The organism is Kitasatospora sp. NPDC049258 (assembly GCF_040678895.1).
In the GTDB taxonomy this organism is placed as follows: domain Bacteria; phylum Actinomycetota; class Actinomycetes; order Streptomycetales; family Streptomycetaceae; genus Kitasatospora.
In genome coordinates this window covers 125,758-142,211 of sequence record NZ_JBFAQT010000017.1, presented here as the reverse complement: position 1 = coordinate 142,211, position 16,454 = coordinate 125,758, and the positions used below count along the sequence as shown (strand labels likewise).

13 protein-coding genes are annotated in these 16,454 nt (G+C 75.9%); 5 read left to right on the top strand and 8 right to left on the bottom strand.

What is annotated here, in order from left to right; all coding sequences use genetic code 11:
• The first annotated feature begins 168 nt into the window (after nucleotides 1-168).
• The 3 genes from AB0K43_RS17370 to AB0K43_RS17360 are packed head-to-tail and all read left to right on the top strand — an operon-like array spanning nucleotide 169 to nucleotide 3,329.
• A complete protein-coding gene (locus AB0K43_RS17370) occupies nucleotides 169-1,482 on the top strand; it encodes a glycosyltransferase family 4 protein (RefSeq protein ID WP_363640509.1) in 1,314 nt (437 codons plus the stop codon).
• A 57-nt stretch (nucleotides 1,483-1,539) separates the two neighbouring features.
• Nucleotides 1,540-2,274, top strand: a complete 735-nt coding sequence (locus tag AB0K43_RS17365; protein ID WP_363640507.1) for a class I SAM-dependent methyltransferase — start codon at nucleotides 1,540-1,542, stop codon at nucleotides 2,272-2,274.
• Complete coding sequence (locus AB0K43_RS17360; protein WP_363640505.1) at nucleotides 2,271-3,329, top strand: prenyltransferase; 1,059 nt, start codon at nucleotides 2,271-2,273, stop codon at nucleotides 3,327-3,329. Before AB0K43_RS17365 ends, AB0K43_RS17360 begins: the two co-directional genes overlap by 4 nt.
• Before the next feature lie 75 nt (nucleotides 3,330-3,404).
• Here AB0K43_RS17360 and AB0K43_RS17355 read toward each other — a convergent pair whose 3' ends face one another.
• From AB0K43_RS17355 to AB0K43_RS17335, 5 genes are all read right to left on the bottom strand, one after another.
• Complete coding sequence (locus AB0K43_RS17355) at nucleotides 3,405-4,400, bottom strand: hypothetical protein (protein ID WP_363640503.1); 996 nt, start codon at nucleotides 4,398-4,400, stop codon at nucleotides 3,405-3,407.
• A 156-nt stretch (nucleotides 4,401-4,556) separates the two neighbouring features.
• Nucleotides 4,557-5,570 carry an N-acetylmuramoyl-L-alanine amidase gene (locus tag AB0K43_RS17350; RefSeq protein WP_363640501.1) on the bottom strand — a complete coding sequence of 338 codons (1,014 nt, stop codon included), beginning with the start codon at nucleotides 5,568-5,570 and terminating at the stop codon, nucleotides 4,557-4,559.
• 7 nt (nucleotides 5,571-5,577) lie between these two features.
• On the bottom strand, nucleotides 5,578-6,693 hold the full coding sequence (locus AB0K43_RS17345) for a hypothetical protein (protein WP_363640499.1): 1,116 nt from the start codon (nucleotides 6,691-6,693) through the stop codon (nucleotides 5,578-5,580).
• Between the two features lie 222 nt (nucleotides 6,694-6,915).
• Nucleotides 6,916-7,554 (bottom strand): class I SAM-dependent methyltransferase, encoded by a 639-nt coding sequence (locus AB0K43_RS17340; RefSeq protein WP_363640497.1) that lies wholly within the window; start codon nucleotides 7,552-7,554, stop codon nucleotides 6,916-6,918.
• 49 nt (nucleotides 7,555-7,603) lie between these two features.
• On the bottom strand, nucleotides 7,604-8,890 hold the full coding sequence (locus AB0K43_RS17335) for an MFS transporter (protein ID WP_363640495.1): 1,287 nt from the start codon (nucleotides 8,888-8,890) through the stop codon (nucleotides 7,604-7,606).
• Between the two features lie 118 nt (nucleotides 8,891-9,008).
• On the opposite strand from AB0K43_RS17335, the gene AB0K43_RS17330 reads away from it, so the two are divergent.
• Both AB0K43_RS17330 and AB0K43_RS17325 read left to right on the top strand, forming a co-directional pair.
• On the top strand, nucleotides 9,009-9,392 hold the full coding sequence (locus AB0K43_RS17330) for a MerR family transcriptional regulator (RefSeq protein ID WP_363640493.1): 384 nt from the start codon (nucleotides 9,009-9,011) through the stop codon (nucleotides 9,390-9,392).
• Between the two features lie 95 nt (nucleotides 9,393-9,487).
• Complete coding sequence (locus AB0K43_RS17325) at nucleotides 9,488-10,564, top strand: alcohol dehydrogenase catalytic domain-containing protein (protein WP_363640491.1); 1,077 nt, start codon at nucleotides 9,488-9,490, stop codon at nucleotides 10,562-10,564.
• Nucleotides 10,565-10,630: 66 nt separating this feature from the next.
• Here AB0K43_RS17325 and AB0K43_RS17320 read toward each other — a convergent pair whose 3' ends face one another.
• The 3 genes from AB0K43_RS17320 to lanL all read right to left on the bottom strand — a co-directional run bounded on the left by AB0K43_RS17320 (nucleotide 10,631) and on the right by lanL (nucleotide 16,005).
• Nucleotides 10,631-10,792, bottom strand: coding sequence for a hypothetical protein (locus AB0K43_RS17320; protein WP_363640489.1), 162 nt, complete (start codon nucleotides 10,790-10,792; stop codon nucleotides 10,631-10,633).
• Between the two features lie 429 nt (nucleotides 10,793-11,221).
• On the bottom strand, nucleotides 11,222-13,225 hold the full coding sequence (locus AB0K43_RS17315; RefSeq protein WP_363640487.1) for an alpha/beta fold hydrolase: 2,004 nt from the start codon (nucleotides 13,223-13,225) through the stop codon (nucleotides 11,222-11,224).
• 83 nt (nucleotides 13,226-13,308) lie between these two features.
• Nucleotides 13,309-16,005, bottom strand: a complete 2,697-nt coding sequence (lanL, locus tag AB0K43_RS17310; RefSeq protein ID WP_363640485.1) for a class IV lanthionine synthetase LanL — start codon at nucleotides 16,003-16,005, stop codon at nucleotides 13,309-13,311.
• Between the last annotated feature and the right edge of the window lie 449 nt (nucleotides 16,006-16,454).

Sequence of the window (16,454 nt, the reverse complement as noted above, 5' to 3'; positions counted from 1 at the left end):
CTCAGCGTGGCGTGAATCACCTGCCCTGGCTCAGAACGGGAAGCTACGGGCCGGTATCTTCGAGGTCTCTCGTTGTTCACCCGCTCAACAGCGAGCTCCACACCACCATGAAACGTGATCTACTTTACCGGCCGTGCCCACCGCGGTGAGTAGGGATAAGGGGCCAGGATGACCGCGCTGCCGCGACCGCTGCGGATCGCCCTGCTGTCCTATCGCGGTGACCCGTTCTGCGGGGGCCAGGGCGTCTACGTCCGGCACCTGTCCCGCGAGCTCGCCCGCCTCGGCCACCACGTGGACGTGATCGGTGCCCAGCCCTACCCGGTGCTGGACGAGGTCGAGGGCCCCGGCACGGTCCGGCTGGTGGAGCTGCCCAGCCTCGACCTCTACCGCTCCGACGACCCCTTCCGCACCCCCGCGCTCGCCGAGTACCGCGGCGCGATCGACGTGCTGGAGGTGGCCGGGATGCGCACCGGCGGCTTCCCCGAGCCGCTCACCTTCTCGCTGCGGGCCCGGCAGTACCTGGCCCGGCACAAGGGCCGCTACGACGTGGTGCACGACAACCAGACCCTCGGCTACGGCCTGCTCGGCCTGGCCCGGCACGGCTTCCCGCTGGTCACCACCGTGCACCACCCGGTCACCGTGGACCGGCAGTTGGAGCTGGACGCCGCCACCACCCGGCTGCGCCGGCTCTCGCTGCGCCGCTGGTACTCCTTCACCCGGATGCAGCGCCGGGTGGCCGCGCGGCTGGACCACATCATCACCGTCTCCGCCAGCTCCAAGGCCGAGATCGCCGAGCACCTGGGAGCCGCGCCCGGCGCGATCTCGGTGGTGCCGATCGGCGCCGACACCCGGCTCTGGTCGCCGTCCGACACCGTCGAGGTGGTCCCCGGACGGATCGTCACCACCTCCAGCGCCGACGTCCCGCTCAAGGGCCTGGTCTACCTGGTCGAGGCGCTGGCCAAGCTCCGCACCGAGCGCGACGCCCACCTGGTGGTGGTCGGCAAGCGGCGCACCGAGGACGGCCCGGTGGCCGAGGCGGTCCGGCGGTTCGGCCTGGAGCCGCACATCGAGTTCCGCACCGGCCTGACCGACCAGGAGCTGGTCGACCTGTACCGCTCCGCCGAGGTGGCCTGCGTGCCTTCCCTGTACGAGGGCTTCTCGCTGCCCGCCGCCGAGGCGATGGCCACCGCGACGCCGCTGGTCGCGACCACCGGCGGGGCCATCCCCGAGGTGGCCGGCCCGGACGGCGAGACCTGCCTGGCCGTGCCGCCCGGCGACGCCGGCGCGCTCGCCGAGGCGCTCGGCCGGCTGCTGGACGACCCCGCGCTGCGCACCGCGCTCGGCGCGGCCGGCCGGGCCCGGGTGCTGGCGGGCTTCAGCTGGGAGCGGGCCGCCGAGCTGACCGCCGAACGCTACCGGGCGGCCGTCGCCACCGGGGCCGGCCGCCGGGCCCGCGCCGGGGCCGGCTGGCGCTACGTCTGACCCCGCCGTCCACGTCTGTTCCTTTGCGGTACCGCAGCAACGAATGGGAGCCCCGCAGTGCTGACCGTCGATTTCTCCCGCTTTCCGCTCGCCCCGGGCGACCGGGTGCTCGATCTGGGGTGCGGCGGCGGCCGGCACGCGTTCGAGGCCTACCGGCGCGGCGCCGACGTGGTCGCGCTGGATCAGAACAGCGAGGAGATCGCCGAGGTCCGCAAGTGGTTCACCGCCATGGAGCTGGCGGGCGAGGCTCCGGCCGGAGCCTGTGCCGTGGCGATGGAGGGTGACGCGCTGGCGCTGCCGTTCGAGGACGACTCCTTCGACCGGGTGATCATCTCCGAGGTGATGGAGCACATCCCGGACGACAAGGGCGTGCTGGCCGAGATGGTCCGGGTGCTCAAGCCCGGTGGCCTGCTGGCCGTGACGGTGCCGCGCTGGCTGCCGGAGAAGATCTGCTGGGCGCTCTCCGACGAGTACCACGAGGTCGAGGGCGGCCACATCCGGATCTACAAGGGCGACGAGCTGGTGGAGAAGGTCCGCGAGGCCGGCCTCACCCCGTACGGCAGCCACCACGCGCACGCGCTGCACTCGCCGTACTGGTGGATCAAGTGCGCGGTCGGCGTCAACAACGACAAGGCGCTGCCGGTCAAGGCCTACCACCAGCTGCTGGTCTGGGACATCGTCGGCACCCCGGTGATCAGCACGCTCACCAAGGCCGCCGAGAAGGCGCTCAACCCGGTGATCGGCAAGAGCTTCGTGGTCTACGCCTCCAAGCCGCACCGGGCGGGCAAGTGACCGCCGCCGTCCCCGAGGTGCTGCTGCTGGACGGGGTGCTGGACGCCGCCGGCGCCGCCGCCACCGTCCGCTCCATCCTGGCCGACCAGCGGCCCGACGGCGCCATCCCGTGGTTCACCGGCGGCCACCTCGACCCTTGGGACCACACCGAGGCCGCGATGGCCCTCGACACGGCGGGCGAGCACGCCGCCGCCGAGGCCGCCTACCGCTGGCTCGCCGCGCGGCAGAACCCCGACGGCTCCTGGTACGCCGGCTACACCGACGGCGAGGTGACCAACGCGTCGAAGGAGACCAACTTCTGCGCGTACATAGCGGTCGGCGCCTGGCACCACCACCTGAGCACCGGCGACGACGCCTTCCTGGAGTGGCTGTGGCCGACCGTGCGCCGCGCCCTCGACTTCACCGTGGGCCTGCGGCTGCCGGGCGGCCCGATCGCCTGGCGGCTGGACGAGGACGGCGCCGCCGTCGAGGAGGCGCTGCTCACCGGCTCCTCCAGCATCCTGCACGCCCTGCGGTGCGGCCTGGCCGTCGCCGACTACCTCGAAGAGCCCCAGCCCGACTGGGAGTTGGCGGCCGGGCGGCTGCGGCACGCGATCGCCCACCACCCGGAGCGGTTCCTCGACAAGGACCGCTACTCGATGGACTGGTACTACCCGGTGCTCGGCACCGCGCTGCGCGGCGCCGCCGCCACCGAGCGGATCGACCGGGACTGGGACCGGTTCGTCGTCCCGGGGCTGGGCGTGCGCTGCGTCAGCGACCGCCCCTGGGTCACCGGTGGCGAGAGCGCCGAGCTCGCGCTCGCGCTGTGGGCCTGCGGCCAGTCCGACCGGGCGGTGGAGATCCTGCGCTGGATCCAGCACCTGCGCCACACCGACGGCTCCTACTGGACCGGCTACGTCTTCGAGGACGACGCCCTGTGGCCCGAGGAGCGCACCACCTGGACCGCCGGCGCCCTGCTGCTGGCCGTCGCCGCGCTCGGCGGCGACCACGCCACGGTGGCGGTCTTCGGCGGCGAGCAGCTGCCGAGCGGTCTGGTGGTCAACGACTGCTGCTGAACGACGGCGCGACGCCGAAGGGGCGGTACCCGGTTCGACCGGGTACCGCCCCTTCGGCGTCGGCGCGCGCGGGGGTCAGCCGCGCTGGATGCCGGTGGTGTCGGAGAGCAGGCCGTGGGTGCCGTCCTGGAGCTGGGCGACCAGGGCGCTGCCGCGCTGCTCGACGGCCAGGTACCAGGTGCCCGGGACCAGCTCGCCGACCGACGGGCCGGCCGGGTTGTCCCGCGGGGCCAGCGGGCGGACCGCCGGGACGGCGAACCAGAACGGGGTGAACGACGCCGCGGCGGCCTCCGGGGCCGGCACCTGCGCCGGCACCTGGTCCTGCGGCTGGGTGGCGGCCGGGTAGCCGTAGCTGCCGGCCGGCGGGGCGGCCGCGTAGCCGGCGGCCTGGGCCGCCACCGGGTCGCCCTGGCCGACCGGGGTGCCCGGGTAGCCGTACTGGCCGGCCTGACCGGGCTGGCCGACCTGACCGGGCTGGGGGGCGTACTGGCCGCCCTGACCGCCCTGGACGGGCTGCCCCGGGGCGTACGGCGCGTAGCCCTGCTGCTGCGGCGGGGCGGCCGGCTTGTCGGTCAGCAGCGGCGCCTGCAGGGCCGGCACCAGCGGGGTGGCGACGGCGGCGCCGGCCAGCACGAGCACGGCGAGCACGGACAGCCAGGCGCCGAAGGAGTGGTCGACCAGGTCGGCCGGGTCCAGGCCCCGGGTCTTGTCGGCGGCCGCGAGGTACCCGCCGCCGTTGGTGAACAGGGCCCACAGCCCGCCCCAGGCGGCGAAGACCGAGAGCGCGAGGCCCCACTGGCGGAGCTTCAGCCCGGCGACCAGCCGGGTCTCCGCGGCCTCGCCCTGGAAGCGGGCCAGCAGGATCAGGGCGGCAGCGGCCAGGCCGGTCAGGAAGACCGTCGCCAGGATGGACAGGAAGCCGCTGTGCCAGACGTTGTACGAGCAACTCGACTCGCACGGTCCGCCCACGGAGGTGTTGGCCTCGTAGAAGGGGAGGAAGGAGAAGACGAAGAGCAGGACGGCCGCACCTGCGACGGCGGCGTCTCCCCTGGTGAGAGCGCGCAGATTCACTAACGTTCCCCTCGTTGGTGTGTCGTGGACGGCGGGTGGAGCTGGGCCGACCGGACGGGCCGGACTACCCGATCGGGGTAAAAGCCTAGGGCCAAGCCTCCGCGACGCGCACAGCACCCTCCGGAATACGGTGCAGTCGTGGCAAAACGGGCCGCGTCAGGAGGTGGTCAGGTACCCCGTCAGGGCGTCCGCGATGCCCTGGGCGGCCTGCTGGCGCCACTGCGGGTCGGTCATCCGTCCGGCGTCGCCCGAGTTTCGCATGTTGCCGCACTCGATGAACACCTTCGGGACCTTGGAGAGGTTGAGTCCGCCCAGGTCGGTGCGGGTGTCCAGGCCCTGCTTGCCGATGTAGTCGGCGTACGGCTCGCCGGTCGCCGCCTTGAAGGCGTCCCGCAGCAGCAGACCGAGCCGGTGCGAGGGGTCGACGATCGCCGAGGTGTCGGCCTTCCCGGCGGTGACCCGGCCGGGCATGATCACGTGGAAGCCACTGGCGCCGGCGGGCGCGCCGTCGCCGTGCACCGAGAGGGCGACATCGGCCTTCGCGTCGTTGCCGATGCCGGCGCGCTCGTCGATGCAGGGCCCCCAGGCACGGTCGCCGTCCTGGGTGAGCACCACCCGGGCGCCGCGGTCCTGCAGGATCTGCCGGGCCCGGTGGACCACGTCCAGGGTGTACTCGGCCTCGCTGTAGCCCTTGTTGGTCGAGGTGCCGGTGGTGTCGCACTCCTTGTGCGCGTTGCCGATGTCCACCTGGCGGTTGATCTCGGTGGTGTGCGCGCCGTTCCCGCTGTTGTGGCCCGGGTCGAGCAGGACCGTCCGGCCGGCCAGCGGAGCCGCACCCGGCACCGAAGCGGCGCTCGGCGGGCCACCCGGAGATCCGGCCGGCGAGGCGGGGGCCGAGGCCGTGGTCGAGGAGGCGGCGGGCGTCGAGGCCGAGCCGGATCCCTCACCCGGCTCCGCCGGGAGGCCGGTCGCACCCGCGAGATGGCCCTCGCCGGCCCCGGCCGAGGAGCTCGACGGGCTGTCCGCGAGGGCCTGCCAGCCCAGCCAGCCGCCCAGGCAGACCGACAGCGCCGCGCAGCAGAGCAGGATCGTACGGCCGCGGCGCGGGCGGTGGGCGGGGGGCTCGGAGGCGGGCTCCGGGGGCTGGGGTGAGCTGGTGGGGCGGGTCACGGGTGGTTCAGATCCTGTCCGCGGTGCGAGGGGTCAGGCCGTAGGCCTCGGCGATCGGCTTCCACTTTCCGGCGAATTCGTTCTTCGACTGGGTGGCCTGCGGATTGAGGTCGCCGGCCCGCTTGTAGTCTGCCGTGCCCGGCGCGGTGCCGTTCACGCACCCCTGGCTGCTCACCGTCCGGCCCCAGGCCGCGTACGCCCGGTCGATGTCCCCGGACTGCTGCCAGGCGGTGTTCAGCGTCTTCGCCAGGTCGGCGCCACCGGGCAGGTCGCCGAGGTCCAGCCGGGCCAGGGCGGCGATCAGCTGGTCGCGCTGCTTGGCCCCGCTGTCGAAGACCGCGACCGCGCTGTCGATGTCCGGCGTGGCGGGGCAACTGCGCACCTTGGCCACCGAGCTGCCGATCCCCGCGCGGGCGGTCTCGGCCTGGCCCAGCAGCGCGTCCAGTGCCTTGGCCTGGGCCGCCGCGTTCGGCCCGGCGCCGCCCGCGCCGGGCGAGGCCGACGGCGAGGCCGCGGCCGGGGCGGAGCCCGCCGGGGCGGCTGTGCCGGTGCCGGCCGCCGGCGGGGGCTGCTGGGTGGCACCGGGCGGCGAGCCGGCCGCGTCCGAGCCGGTGCCGCTGTTGCGGACCGCCCAGGTCACCCCGACGCCGATCACCACCAGAAGCACCCCGCCGAGGGCGATGAACATCGGGGTACGGCCGCGGCGCGGCGCCGCCTCCTCGGGCTCCGGGTAGTCGCCCACGGACGGGTACGACGGGTGCTGGGGCTGGTCGAAGGCCGGGAACGGCGGCTGTCCGGGGCCGGCGCCGGGGAAGGCGGCGGGCTGCGGCGGGAAGGGCTGAGGGGTGAACGGCTGCGGCGGCCCCGGCGGGAAGCCGGGCGGTGCGGGGGAGCGGAACGGTGACCCGTCCGGCGGGCCACCCGGCACCGGCGGCAGCATCGTGGTCGGCTGGTTGTCGTCGAAGCCCTGGGCACCGGTGGCGAAGCCCTGAGCGCCGGGGAAGCCGGCCGGCCCGCCGGCCGCGGGCGCGCCGGGCTCCGCCTTGCGGCGCACCCAGCCGCCCGCGCCGCCGCGCGCGGTCGGATCCCAGACCGCCGGCGGAGTGTTCTCCTGATCCGTCATGACCCTGCCCTCGCCCCCGCCGACCTGTCTCACCCTGTCAGTCGGACCCGGCGCACCCGGCGGGTCCCGGCTCGTACGGCCCCCCGGCCGCCGGCCGCGGCCGTCACGCTACCGGCCGACGTTCTGCCGAGCCACGGCGGCACCCCCGGCGGGGGCGGCCGTTCGGGACGACGTTAGAGCATCACTGATCGTCGGCGCAGGAACCCGGGGCAGTCCGCCGCCTCAGGCCCCGGTTCGGCGCAGCACCCGCAGCGAGCCGGTCACCGCGACCTCCTCGAAGCCGTCGGCGAGGGCCCGCAGGTAGACGCGGTACGGCGCCTGGCCGCCGTCGGCCGGGTCGGGGAAGACGTCATGGATGACCAGCAGGCCCTCGGGGGCCAGGTGCGGCGCCCAGCCCAGGTAGTCGCCGCTCGCGTGCTCGTCGGTGTGGCCGCCGTCGATGAAGACCAGCGCGAGCGGGCCGCGCCAGACCGCGGCGAGCTGCGGGGAGCGGCCGACCAGGGCGATCACGTGCTCCTCGAGACCGGCCCGGTGCAGGGTCCGGCGGAACACCGGAAGGGTGTCCATCAGCCCGACCTCGGGGTCGACCAGGGTCGGGTCGTGGTACTCCCAGCCCGGCTGCTGCTCCTCCGAGCCCCGGTGGTGGTCCACCGTCAGGGCCACCGTGCCGGTCCGCCGGGCGGCGTCCGCCAGCAGGATCGCCGAGCGGCCGCAGTAGGTGCCGATCTCCAGCAGCGGCAGGCCGGTGCGCCCGGCGGCGTCGACCGCGGCGGCGTACAGCGCGAGCCCCTCGTCGACCGGCATGAACCCGGTGGCCGACTCGAAGGCCGCCAGCACCTCGGGTGCCAGGAGGTCGGTCATGGTGGTGCTCCCTGTTCGCGCTGCCGGTCGGGGGTCGGTGGCCTGGACCCTACTCGATGGTAGGCAGCGGCTCGCGGGCCGGGGCGGGGGCGGGCCGCCCGGTGCTGCCGGGCCGCCGCAGGGCGCGGACCAGGGCGGCGGCCGCCGCCACCGCGGCCATCGCTAGCCCGGCGGCGACCAGGATCCGGCGCGGCCCGAGCGGGCCGGCCAGCACCCCGCCGAGGGCCGAGCCGGCCGGCGCGGCGGTCAGCAGCACCGCCCCGCGCAGCGCCAGGACGGTGGTCAGCCAGGCGGCCGGGGTGCGCTCCTGGAACAGGTGCGAGGTCAGCGCGCTGTACGGGCCGTACGCCAGGCCGGCCGCCGCGAAGCCGGCCAGCGACACGGCGGTGGGCGTGGCGGCGAAGGAGAGCAGGGCCAGCCCGTGGGCGGCGACGATCCCCAGCACCACCGGCCACCACGGCAGCCGCCGCAGCACCCCGACCGCCACCGAGCCGGCCACCGCGCCGAGGCCGAACACCGCCCAGTACCCGCCGAGCAGACCGGCCCCGGAGCGGGAGTGCTGGGCGACGAACAGCGGGAGGGCGACCTCCACCGGCCCCCAGCAGAGGTTGAACAGCCAGGTCAACGCCGTCAGCGCGAGCAGCTCGGGGCGGGACCGCAGCACCCGCAGCCCGTCCCGCGGCCCGCCGCCCCGGCCGCCTGCCGGGGCCGGTGCCGGGGTCGGCGGGGTCGGCGATCCGGGACGCCCGGTCGCGAGGGTGAGCGCCAGGAAGGTCACGGCGTCCAGCCCGATGATCCCGGCGGGCCCGAGCGGCCCGGCCAGCAGCCCGGCGAGGGCCGGCCCGAGGATCGTGGACACCCAGGCGCTGGTGCTCAGCAGCGCGTTGCCGGCCAGCCGGTGACGGCTCGGCAGCAGCCCGGCCACCAAGGCGTACCGCGCGCCGCCGCCCCAGGCGTGCAGCAGCGAGGACCCGGCCAGCAGCGCGACGAGCAGCGGCGGCCGCAGCAGCCCCAGCACCTGGGCGAGCGGGACGCACCCCAGCAGCACCGCGCGCAGCAGCGCGTCCGCCCGGATCAGCCGCTGCGGGGCCAGCGGCCGCAGCAGACGGCCCAGCAGCAGGCCGCCGAGCGCCCCCGGCAGCACATGGGCGACCAGAGCGGCCGCGACCAGCGGGCCGCCGCCCCCGGGCGGGGCCAGCGCGACGGCCAGCCAGGCCACCGCCACCACGCTCATCCCGTCGCCGAGGTCGCAGAGTGCGAGCGCGGGCAGCAGGCGCCGGAAGCGGCGGTCGGCGAGGGCGGAGCGGTACCCGGCGGGCAGCAGGCTTGAGATCATGGGGCCAGGCAAGCGGTTCAAGCGTGCGTGAAGTCAACCTGCCGTGAAGTCAACCTGCGGTGAAGCCGAGTTGCCGTGAAGTCGAGTTGTCGAGCTGTCGGGACGAGCGAGGAGTGCCGTGCGGTACCTGGCGATCGGAGAGCTGGCGCGGCGGGCCGGCCTGCGCCCCTCGGCCCTGCGGTACTACGAGGGCCTCGGCCTGCTGCCCGAGGCCCGCAGGGAGGGCGGCCGCCGGGTCTGGCCGGCCGCGGTCCTGCGCCGGGTGGCGCTGATCAGGATGGCGCAGCGGGCCGGGTTCACCCTGGCGGAGATCCGCGGGCTGCTGGCGGGTGACCCCGGCGGCGCGGCCACCCGCCAGTGGCGGGAGCTGGCCGAACGCAAGCTGCCGGAGCTGGACCTGTTCATCCGCCAGACCCAGCAGCTGCGCGATGCGGTCGCCTCCTGCCTGGCCTGCGGGTGCATGAACTTCGAGGACTGCGGACTGCTCGCCGCGGACGCCTGAACCCGCCGCGGGGCACGCCCTGTTCTGCAACGTGTTCCAGAACGTACCCTCGTACCGCCAGAGACCCGCCCGTAGGCGAACCCCGGGGAGCATCCATGCGCGCAGCGATCCTGCACGAGATCGGCCAGGACAAGCTGGAGGTCCGTGCGGACGTCGAGACGGTCGGCTTCGGCCCGGGCAAGGTGCGGGTCCGGCTGCGGGCGACCAGCCTGTGCCACTCGGACCTGTCGGCGATGGCCGGGATCCTGCCGCAGCCGGCGCCGTTCGTCCCCGGGCACGAGGGTGCCGGCGAGGTGGTCGAGGTCGGCGAGGGGGTCGGTGCCCTCGCCCCCGGTGACCGGGTGGTGCTGTGCTGGATGCCGCCGTGCGGCGACTGCCCGCAGTGCCGGCGCGGCCAGGGCCACCTGTGCGTGGCGAGCCTGCGGCGGCTGTCCACCCCGACCTTCCGCTTCGGCGACACCGACGCCTTCGGCTTCTACAGCACCGGCACCTTCGCCGAGGAGGTGGTGGTCGCCGCCGACAGCGTGCTGAAGGTGCCCGCCGACCTGCCGTACGAGCTGGCCGCGCTGATCGGCTGCGGGGTGACCACCGGGCTGGGGGCCGCCGTGAACACCGCCGCCGTCGAGCCGGGCTCCTCGGTGGCGGTGATCGGCGCCGGCGGGGTCGGCATCGCGGCCGTCCAGGGCGCCCGGGTGTGCGGGGCGGCCCGGATCACCGTGGTCGACCCGGTCGGGTCACGGCGCGAGCGGGCCCTCGCCTTCGGCGCGACCGACGCCATCGCCCCCGAGGAGCTGAAGGCGGCCGCGAAGGGGCAGGAGGGCGGCGGGTACGACTACGTCTTCGAGGCGGTCGGCCGCTCGGCCACCGTCCGGGCCGCCTACGACGCGACCCGCCGCGGCGGCGCGGTGGTGGTGATCGGTGCCGGCGCCAAGGCGGACCAGGTGTCCTTCAGCATGGCCGAACTGTTCTTCAACGAGAAGCGGATCCTGCCGTCGATGTACGGCGGCGGCGAGGTGCGCCGGACCATGGCCCGCGCCGTCGACCTCTGGCGCGCCGGGCGGCTGGACCTGGCCGGCATGATCACGCACCGGCTCCCGCTGGAGGCCGTGAACGAGGCGATCGCCCAGATGCGCAGCGGAGAGGCGCTGCGCACGGTGCTGACCCTGGACTGACGGCAGGGCCCGTCCGGGCCGGGGGTCGGTGGGGCGGGCGGTGCCCACCCCACCGGATGAACCGTTTCAGCGGCGGTGACGCCCGTGCGGGTCGCTCCCCGGGCTGTCGTCGGGCGCGGTCGACCCGCGGTGCCGGCCGTGTGCGCTGCCCTCGGCAGCCTCCTCGGCGCCGATGGTGCCGATGGCGCCGCGGTCGTGCTCGGTGATGTCGTTGAGGGTGTCGGACATGAACCTGTCTTCTCCGTGCGGGATCTGCGGGTGCTGCTGGCGCAGCGTCGGATGGGGCGGTGGTGGCACGCCCCGAACCGGATCACCATAACGGACCGTGCCCGGGTGTCCCCGGCGTAAGGCCTTCTTCGGCGCCGCTGCCGCTGCCGATGCCGATGCCGATGCCGCCGCCCCGCAGCGGCCCCGCGGCCGGCCGGCAAGCGGCCCGGCCGGCCGGCAAGCGGCCCGGCCGGCTGCGTGCGCGCACCGCGGGCCGCGGGCCGCGGGCCCGGATCCTGTCGCCCGGTGCCGCCGGTCCGGGACGTTCTGGCGCGGGGCGTCTCAAGGGGAACTCGCGGGAAGCCGGTTCACGTGCGGAGAGCGCAACCGCTCGCCACAGCAGCGCAGTTCACGTGTCGGCGACTCAGTGATCTTTCGCCGGCGGGTGGTTCAGCCCGGCCGTCCGGTGCGCAGGAAGCCGGCCAGCAGCTCGTGCAGCACGGCCGCGCCCTCCTCGACCAGCAGCTCGTGGCCGGCCCCGGCCGCCTCGACGTACCGGAAGTCGGCGCCCTCGGCCCGCCCGAGCCGGAGCAGCTCGTGGCGCAGCGTGCGGGACTGGCCCACCGGCACCACCTCGTCCCGGTCGCCGTGCAGGATCAGCAGTGGCGTGGTCAGCCGGTGGGCCAGTTGCAGGACGTCCCGGGGGCCGCGGGCGTCGTCCAGTGGCTGATCGCCGCCGAGTCTGGTGGTCAGCGCCCGGACCGGGGCGGCGCCTTCGGCGAGCAGCCGGGCACCGGACAGGAACGGGGCGACCACCGCACAGCGGGCCACCTGCCCTGGCGGGCAGTGCGCCGCGGCCAGCAGGGCGAGGAACGCGCCGTAGCTGACGCCGAACAGGGACGGGGGTTCCAGCCCGAGTGCCGAGCGCTGACCCGCCACCCCGTCGATCAGGTGCAGGACGTCGTCCAGGTCCGGGCCGCCCCAGGCGCCGCGGATGGCCATCGCGTGCTCGGTGCCGTAGCCGGTCGAGCCGCGCTGGTTGGGCGCCAGCACCGCCAGGCCGTCGGCCGCCATCCGCTGCAGCGCCGGGTCGAACTCCAGCCGCCAGGCGTCGGCCGGGCCGCCGTGCAGCGCGATCACCAGCTGTGGGGTGCTCAGCCAGGCGTCGCCCCCGTAGACCACGGCTTCGAGCGGGCCGGTCGGGCCGGCCAGCTCCAGGCTCTGCGCCCGGTGCCAGGGCCCGCCGTCACCCGGAGCGGTGCTCGCGTCCAGCCGCCAGCCGGCCGGTTCCCCCCGGCTGTGGCGGACCGGACCGCTCCAGGGCTGCCCGGCCGGCTGGCCCGGGTTGGTACCCGCCAGCGGGGCCAGCTGGAGTGGCAGCGGCACGGTGCTCGGCAGGCTGCCGGGGCCCTGGCCGAGCAGGGTGTCCACCTCCAGGGTGGCCAGCGCGGCCGGGTGGTCGGGCGCCGAGTACGGCATCCGCAGGCCGGCCGTCGACCAGTCGCCGACCGCGCCCAGCCGGCCGGACGGGACCGGGACCGGGTCCAGCCGGCCGCCGCCGGGCTGCCAGAGCGCCAGCGCGGAGCCGGCGCCGCGGTCGATCTGCAGCGCCACCCGCAGGCCGTCCGGCTCCCCGGGGCCGCGGGGAGCGAGGGCGATCGGGCGCAGGAACATCCCGGGGACGTGCAGGCAGTCCGGGAAGCGCACCGGTTCGGTGCCCCCGATCACGCCCCAGCCGAGCCGGTCGGCGCCCGGCGCGTCGCTGCGCACCATGCCGAAGCGGGTGTCCGGGTCGAACAGCACCAGCCGGTCGTTGCTGCCTTCGCTTATCTCCAGCAGCGGTGTGGTGCAGCCGAGTTCGAGGTCGAGCACGACGGACTTGACGGTGCCGCCGGCGACCCGGTCCAGGGCCAGCAACCGACCGGCCCGGTCCAGCCAGACCCCGCCGCCGTGCAGGCCGGGCAGCTCGGCGATCTGGGCGGGCGCCGAGCCGTCGGCCCCGATCAGCCAGACCGTGGTGACCGGCCGGGTGTCGCTGCCCAGGGCGACCGCGACCGGGAGTTCGGGCCGGGCCCCGGCCCGCACCCCGGGCAGCGGCAGCAGTCGCAGGCCGGGCAGCCGCAGTGCGGCGAGCTCCCGCTCCTCGGCCCCCGCGCCGCCGGCCGCGGCCGACAGCAGCACCAGGGCGTGCCGGTCACCGTCGTGCCGGCAGGCCAGCACCCGGCCGTCCGGCAGCGAGACCAGCTGCGAGCGCAAACTCTCCGAGCGGTTGCCGGGCAGCGCCAGCGCGGTCGGCTCGGCGGGGCCGTGGTCCGGCAGCCGCCAGCTCTCCGGGTACCAGCCGCCGTCGGCGCCGGACGCCAGACAGGCGGCGTGCGAGCCGTCGGCCGCGAAGGTGAAGCTGGCGCGGCGCAGGGCCTGCTGGGCACCGGTACGGATGGTGCTGCCGCTCATCGGTGGTTCACCTCCTGCTCGTGGTCCTGCTCGTGGTCCCGGGTCGGGTTGCTGCGGTGGCCGGTGCCAGGTCCGGTCGGTGCTCAGGGTCGGGCTGTGTGTTCAGGGCCGATCGGTGTCCACGGCAGCGGGTCGACCCAGCTGCGCGGGCCGCCGTGCCGAAGCCGCAGCAGGAAGGCCAGCGCCCCCGCGGTGCCGGAGCCGTACCCGGCGGCGCAGCCCGTACCGGTCTCGTCCGGCAGCACCAGCAGGCCCTCGACCAGCGCCGACCGGGCGGCGATCAGCCCGGCCAGCTGGTCGGCGCCGACCCGGAAGCGGTCGTCCCCGGTGGCCTCGGCGAGGTCGAGCAGGTACTCGCCGTTCCCGGCCAGGCCGTGGCACGCGCAGACGCCGCTGTGCCGGCGGTCGGCCAGCACCGCCTCCCCGGCGGCGAGCGCCAGCCGGTGCGCGGCCGGGTCGCCGGTCGCCCGCCAGTAGCGGAGCAGGAAGCTGCCGACGCCCGAGGAGCCGCTGCACCGGTGCGCCGGCGGGAGCTGGTCGGGGTCGCCGGCGCACCGCGGCCACCGGACGCCCCCGCCCTCGGGCCTGGCCGTCGCGCCGAGCGTCGCCGCGGCCTGCCGGGCGCCGTCGAGCAGCGTGCCGTCCCCGGTGGCGCCGGCGGCGGCGAGCAGGAAGGCCCCGACCCCGGCCACGCCGTGGGCGTAGCCGAGGTGCACGGATCCGGCGAGCGCGGGGTCGAAGTCCGCGGGCACCGGCCAGACCGTGCCGTACGGCTCCGGCCGGGCCGCAGCCAGCAGGGCCCGGGCGCAGCGCCCGGCGCGCTCCAGGAAGTCCGGCGCGCCGGTGGAGCGGTGCATCCGCAGCTGGAGGAAGCCGGCGCCGGCCGCGCCGTGGCAGATGCCGGGGTTGGGCCACTCGACCGGCACCCGGCGGGCCAGCTCGGCGGCCCGGCCGGCGAGCGCCTGGTCGTTCAGCGCCTCGGCGGCGTCCAGCAGGGCCCAGGCCGCGCCGGAGCGGCCGAAGTGCAGTCCGGGCTGGACCACCGGCTCGGCGGCGCAGCGCCGCTCGATCCAGCCGGCGGCCGTCCGGGCGCTGTCGAGGGCCGCCGTCCGGGCGCTCCCGGACAGCGGGGCGAGGGCGGCGCGGGCCAGCAACGCGAGCGCCCCGGCGGCGCCGTGCCGGACGTTGCACGGGTCGGTCGGCTGTCCGGCGGGGACGGCGGGCCAGAGCCGGTCCCGCCGCTGCGGGGTGGCGGTCCTGGCCAGGTGGTGCAGGCCGTCCTCCAGCACCCGGCTCAGGTCGAGGCCGATCGGCCCGGCCGCGGGTCCGGCCGCAGGTCCGGCCGCGGGCACGGGCCGGACGCCGAGGGCTGCCCGGACCTCGGCGAGCGGCAGCCGGTCCGCCGGCCGTTCCGCGCGCAGCCCCAGCACCACGGGGGCCAGCCGGCGGGCGGTCGGGCCCTCGTGGCCGGCCAGGGCCAGCCAGCGGCCCAGCCGCTCCCGCACCGGGCGGGCCCGCGGCAGGTCCTCCGGCAGCAGCGGGTCGTGGCCGGTGGCGAGCAGGAAGAAGAGGCCGCCGAGTGCGTACAGGTCAGCGCTGGTCTCGGTGCGGACGATCCGCCGCAGGTGGTGGTGCTCGGGGGCGCGGTAGCCGGGGGTGCCGGCCGAACCGGCCACGGTGCCGGCCTCGGTGGCCAGCTCCAGGTCGACCAGCCGCAGCTCGCCGTCCGGTCGGACCATCACATTGCCGGGGGAGAGGTCGCGCAACACCAGCCGCTGCTCGTGCACCCGCTCCAGCAGGTCGGTCAGGGCCAGCGCCATCGGTCCGGCCTCGGCCCAGGGCACGTCGGGGGTGCCGTCGCGGCGCAGCCGGGCGGCCACCCAGCTGCCGAGCGGCTGGCCGGGGATGCGCTCCCGCACCAGGTAGAGGGAGTCGTCCTGCTCGATCAGCTCCACCGGGTGGGGGGTGAGCCGCTGCCCGTCGAGCCGCTCCAGCAACCGGGCCTCGTGCCGCAGCGCCGCCCTGGCGTCGGTGCCCGAGCGGTCGACCTCGATGTGCCCGCGGGCCTGCTTGACCACCACCTCGGTCTCGGTGACGGTGTCCCGCCCGAGGAACACGCCGCCCGCGGCGCCGTGCCGGAAGGCGGCGGTCAGCGCGTACCGGCCGCCCAGCAGCACACCGCCCGGCCGGCGACCGGCGGGTCTGGCCGACCCCCTCCCCTCGACGGGGTCGACCGCCCACGGGGGAGAGCGGAAGCTCGCGGTGCGCACGTCCTCGGTGCCGGCCCCGCCGGGGCCGCGCAGCATCGAGGGGCAGGCGCCGTCGTTCCCCGGCTCGGCGCGGGCGGCGAAGGCGCCGTACCGGTGGTGCACCAGGCTGCCGGGTGCGTACGGCCGGTCGGAGAGCACCACCGGGCCGGGCAGGCCGCGGGTGGCGGTGTGGAGTTCCCCGGCCAGCCGGCGGAATTGCTCGTCGTCCCGCGGATGGACCGTGATGAATTTTCCGGACGAGCCGCGTTCGCCGTTCCGGGAATTGACCTGGTGGAGCTTTTCCAGATCGGCCGCGAATGTGAAGGCGCACGGGTCTGCGGCAATGGCGGCCGCGACCGCGGCGAGCACGTCCGCGGCCACCTCGGTGGCCGCACCGACGTGCAGCTTCCAGCCCCGGTCCGGTATCTCCAGGCCGGGCGGCCGGACCGTGCACCAGAGACCGTCGACGGCGGTCAGCCAGTCGCCGTCGCCTCCCCGGCCCCCGGTGCCGGCCACGGCCGCCCGAGCCACCTCCACCAACGTGCCGTCCGGCCCGTCGTCGACCGACCCCGGCCCCCCGGCCGTACGCAACGGTGTGCCCGCCCCCATCTGCATCACACCCCTTCGTCGTCGCCGGTCCGGCCCCGCGCCCGGCGGGCCGGACCGGCCGGCTCGCGCCGATCGGTCCTGTGGAGGACGGGAGCCGCCCCGGTGCTCCGCCGGCCCGCACCGTATTCACCGGCGCCGTTTCCGGCGGCCGGCGAAGGATTCGGGCCATTCGGCGGGGCGTCCCCTTTTCCCGGCCCCCCGGGTCGGGACAACTCCCGTTCGCATCACTGAAGTTACTTTCGGAAACACCGGTGACTCAACGTCGATCGAGTCACTTCACTCGTAAGGGTGATCTCGATTCGTTTTCGAATACGTGCGACCCCTGCTCTGTGGACCGCAGCCGCTGGTCGGCCCGGGTCCGGACGGTGGTG

What these genes read in the sequence shown, in the direction of transcription:
- AB0K43_RS17335 (WP_363640495.1), bottom strand. Translation starts at nt 8,890, where the DNA reads ATGATCTCAAGCCTGCTGCCCGCCGGGTACCGCTCCGCCCTCGCCGAC.
- AB0K43_RS17325 (WP_363640491.1), top strand. Translation starts at nt 9,488, where the DNA reads ATGCGCGCAGCGATCCTGCACGAGATCGGCCAGGACAAGCTGGAGGTC.
- AB0K43_RS17370 (WP_363640509.1), top strand. Translation starts at nt 169, where the DNA reads ATGACCGCGCTGCCGCGACCGCTGCGGATCGCCCTGCTGTCCTATCGC.
- AB0K43_RS17345 (WP_363640499.1), bottom strand. Translation starts at nt 6,693, where the DNA reads ATGACGGATCAGGAGAACACTCCGCCGGCGGTCTGGGATCCGACCGCG.
- AB0K43_RS17320 (WP_363640489.1), bottom strand. Translation starts at nt 10,792, where the DNA reads ATGTCCGACACCCTCAACGACATCACCGAGCACGACCGCGGCGCCATC.
- AB0K43_RS17340 (WP_363640497.1), bottom strand. Translation starts at nt 7,554, where the DNA reads ATGACCGACCTCCTGGCACCCGAGGTGCTGGCGGCCTTCGAGTCGGCC.
- AB0K43_RS17315 (WP_363640487.1), bottom strand. Translation starts at nt 13,225, where the DNA reads ATGAGCGGCAGCACCATCCGTACCGGTGCCCAGCAGGCCCTGCGCCGC.